We start from the raw sequence: 3,556 nt of genomic DNA, 5'->3' as shown, positions 1-3,556 counted from the left end.
GCCCTTTTACTTTGATATATGTTTCATGGACTCTTCAAGAGCTATTTATTTGAGGTGACGTCAGATTCGTTTGTCCAATTCAGAACCATACTGATGAATCCAACGCATAATCGTTGTAGGAGAAATGGATAAGCCCCGTTTCTCCATTATTTTCACCAAATCACGAAAAATGAGGTTGTTCGGTTAACATAATAATATTAGGCTGATCATGCGTCAATTTGAATACATGTTCCTTTTCCAGACCAATCACGCACTCTTTGTAGAGTAATAGGTTCAGTATGTCCAAGTTTTAGAGACTACTTACATGTATATTAAAGTTTTTGCACCAGAAACAGATACCAAGATTATATTACGGTATGTTTTTCACGATACTGTCTAGGAGTCATGTAAGTTGATTTTTTGAAAACCCTTGTAAAATAACTTTGGTCGTTAAAATTAAGCCAAGCACAAATATCTGATAATGGATATGTAGTGAGTGTTAATAATTTTTTTGCTTCTTCCACTCGTTCCCTTTGAATATATTCACTTAAAGGAATCCCCACTTCTTTTTTAAATAATTTAGATAAATAAGTAGGAGTAATACCCAAATGATTAGCGAGTTCATTGAGAGATATTCCATCGTAAACATTTTTACTAATATGATTCATACATGTAGTAACCGCATTTGAAAATTTTTGCGCATTGAATTCTTTCACCCGATCTGCAAAAGTACGTAAAGCGTCTCCTGACAATCGCCTTACAGAGTCCACGTTATCTAGTTGTTCCATGGTTTGGATATACAAAATACTAAGAGCAAAAGCAATGTCTGGTGGGAGGTTACCTTCTATCGCATATCGAGTAGCTAAAGTAATCGCAATAATTCCAAGAATTTTTTGGTTTCTGAGTGGATCCGCTATTAAAATAGGTTCAACATCTTCTTGTGAAACTGCATACATATATTGTATTAACTTTTTTTTATTTCCTTCTTTGATTGCTGAAAAATAATCATGTACTAATGCCATGTTGTGAGTCTTAGGTTTATTTTGTCGGCGTTTTAAAATATATAAATCAGGTTTCACAATTTTATCGGGAACTTTCTCTAGCACTCTATTTTTTTCTAAAACAATACTTACATCTAACTTTTCATTGAAAATCATGTAATGTAATAAAATTCCCATATCAATTAAAGCAGTTTTTTTAATCTCAGGTAGGCTCTGATAATAGGCTAGTCTTTCTTGAATAGTATTATTTGAGTTACATTCTTTTCGAAGTTTAAAGGTTATATCATCTGAGCCCTTTGGATGTATAGTGGGACCGATTATAATAGTCCCTTTTATATAATCATGATTTGCTATATGAATTAGGACGAAATTTTCAAGATAACTGTTACCTCTGAAAATTGGCAAGTTATAGGGATCATTTTCTTGATAAATGTCACTAAGATGTTCTTCTTTAGAAGAATAAAAAGGACTACAAACATCATCAGAAGTAGAATGATATAAGATTTTTTTGTCTGTAGATAAAATGTGAACAGGTACATGAAAGACTTTATGTGCGAGATCACACAAGTGTTGTATATCGATGGAATTATTCATTACCTTCTCCTTTTAATTAGATTAAATGATAAATTTTTTTCTGTCAGGTATAACTCACGACAAAATATTACTATAAAATATCAAAATAGTACAATTAACGACAAAATATTACTATATTTTTTTTATGAAAATCATATATTATTTATATGTAATTAGCATCTAAATATCGAAGTAGAGATGAAAACAGTGAAGAACCTACAAAATACAAATACAGAAATAGGGGATGAACTGGAGTATACGATTCGAACAAGAAATACGCTTCTTGCTAGTCTCACGGAAAATTTATCCATTTCTGATACATTGCCAGAAGGATTGTAATATGTCCCAGGCACATTACAAGTAGCTGACCAAACAGTGGCATATGCAGTCGATACAGACAAGGGTGAATTTGACGCAGGAAAAGTAAACGAAAATTTTGGAGATGTGACAAATACAGAGTGGCATACAGTCGTATTCCATGCGAGGGCCAAGCTGGAAAAAAGATTCAAAATACAGCGAAAGTCAAAGGAGATACTGTACCACCGCAAGACCAACAGCCAAAATTTCAATTCAATCACTTAGGCAAATTGAGATTGAAAAAGTGATTGCTGCTGATGCAAATGCAAAACTGAAAAAATACTGTGTTCCAAATTTTAGACAAAGATGGTAAAGATGTTGGGAAATTAACAACAGATGAGAATGGCAAGGCTACTTCTCAACCACTACACTTCAGAAAATACACAGTGAAAGAAATTCAAGCATCAAATGGATATATGTATTAMTGGTCGCAACATTAGTTTTATTTTTCCGCAAAAGMGGAARAAAWWAATAGATTYCAAAATTAATAGAAATTGCAAGAGAGACAAGGCATATGAAAAAAATCTTTAGTATTTTGTTAATCTTTGTATTAATATTTTCTATGCTGCATAGCTTTATTACCGCATCACATAATATATTTTAAATTTTCCGAGTACAATGGTTGTTAATTAGCAAAAAAACCTCTAATTAAGAGATGCTGCAATATAAATCCAAATTAAAAGTAGACATTAGACACTTAGTGCACAGTAAATTGACCTCAAAACAGTAGTTACTGCAATACCTGGATTTGTTTATTCTATAACAAAAGAAATGTCACTTAGGGATTATTGCTTTATATCCATTTTTGTATTAGGCATTCTTTGTATGCCACTTTTTATTGATAAATATATATGGCTACTTGAATTTTTCACTTCATTTTTAATTGATAATCAGATTACCTATAGAAAGTGTATTATATCAAATTGGTTTAAGTATTATACACTTTAAATTACGAACGAAAACAAAAGGACGTTTAACCGCCCTTATATCCCTATTACGGGATTATATTTCGATCGATACGTATGTCATTAAGTTGAAGATTCAAAAAGCTTACAAAAGAATCTGAGAGGTTGATTTTCAAATTCATAATCATTCATTTGAATTTCATGTAAATAAAAGGGAAAAGAATCCATTTTATTTACATGGATTCTTTTTTATTACTTCTATAACTTAGTGTAATCTATATTGTCCTGTTAACTGCTCCTCAGCCATTCGAACTAAGCGTTTTGTAATTTCTCCACCGATAGAACCATTTGCACGTGCTGATGTATCTGGTCCAAGTGTGACTCCTAATTCACGAGCAATTTCATACTTCATTTGTTCAATAGCACTTGCAGCGGCAGAAATAAGAACTTCATTTGTATTATTTTCATGTCTTTGAATATGCATAATTGCACCTCCATTATATTTGTATATAACATGTGCTTAATTATAATATTTATACATGAGATAAATATTTTCTTCTAGTATTTTTAGGGACAACTTGTTTCTCCTTATTATATTCCACTAATTGAATTTGAAACACATCYRAATCCTTAWTWCCTAAAACATTCATTTCTTCTCTAAATGAACGTCAGAACTCTACTTTCATTGTTTTTTCTCGGCCATTTCTTAAAGTTTAGATCCTTGAGTACTCTATAATTAAC

The 3,556-nt window shown here is 31.5% G+C and carries 4 protein-coding genes and 1 pseudogene; 2 read left to right on the top strand and 3 right to left on the bottom strand.

What is annotated here, in order from left to right:
* Window positions 1-63: 63 nt before the first annotated feature.
* A pseudogene (locus AC1DJR_RS26380) lies at window positions 64-241 on the bottom strand (IS6 family transposase); the annotation flags it as partial.
* Window positions 242-344: 103 nt separating this feature from the next.
* Complete coding sequence (locus tag AC1DJR_RS26375) at window positions 345-1,574, bottom strand: helix-turn-helix domain-containing protein (protein ID WP_429687492.1); 1,230 nt, start codon at window positions 1,572-1,574, stop codon at window positions 345-347.
* Between the two features lie 177 nt (window positions 1,575-1,751).
* Between AC1DJR_RS26375 and AC1DJR_RS26370 the strand changes: the two genes are divergently transcribed.
* Window positions 1,752-1,892 (top strand): cell surface protein, encoded by a 141-nt coding sequence (locus tag AC1DJR_RS26370; RefSeq protein ID WP_477003899.1) that lies wholly within the window; start codon window positions 1,752-1,754, stop codon window positions 1,890-1,892.
* Between the two features lie 302 nt (window positions 1,893-2,194).
* Complete coding sequence (locus AC1DJR_RS26365) at window positions 2,195-2,350, top strand: MSCRAMM family protein (protein ID WP_477003898.1); 156 nt, start codon at window positions 2,195-2,197, stop codon at window positions 2,348-2,350.
* 730 nt (window positions 2,351-3,080) lie between these two features.
* Here AC1DJR_RS26365 and AC1DJR_RS26360 read toward each other — a convergent pair.
* Window positions 3,081-3,299: an alpha/beta-type small acid-soluble spore protein gene (locus AC1DJR_RS26360; RefSeq protein ID WP_429687497.1), complete on the bottom strand. Its 219-nt coding sequence runs from the start codon at window positions 3,297-3,299 to the stop codon at window positions 3,081-3,083.
* Between the last annotated feature and the right edge of the window lie 257 nt (window positions 3,300-3,556).

The sequence above is a fragment of the Bacillus sp. 05T31 genome, assembly GCF_056396725.1.
Note: the sequence above shows the minus strand (reverse complement) of the source record. Positions and strands in the feature narration are given on the sequence as shown.

Excerpts from the sequence above, each read along its gene's own strand:
- AC1DJR_RS26370 (WP_477003899.1), top strand. The coding sequence starts at position 1,752 with ATGAAAACAGTGAAGAACCTACAAAATACAAATACAGAAATAGGGGAT.
- AC1DJR_RS26360 (WP_429687497.1), bottom strand. The coding sequence starts at position 3,299 with ATGCATATTCAAAGACATGAAAATAATACAAATGAAGTTCTTATTTCT.
- AC1DJR_RS26375 (WP_429687492.1), bottom strand. The coding sequence starts at position 1,574 with ATGAATAATTCCATCGATATACAACACTTGTGTGATCTCGCACATAAA.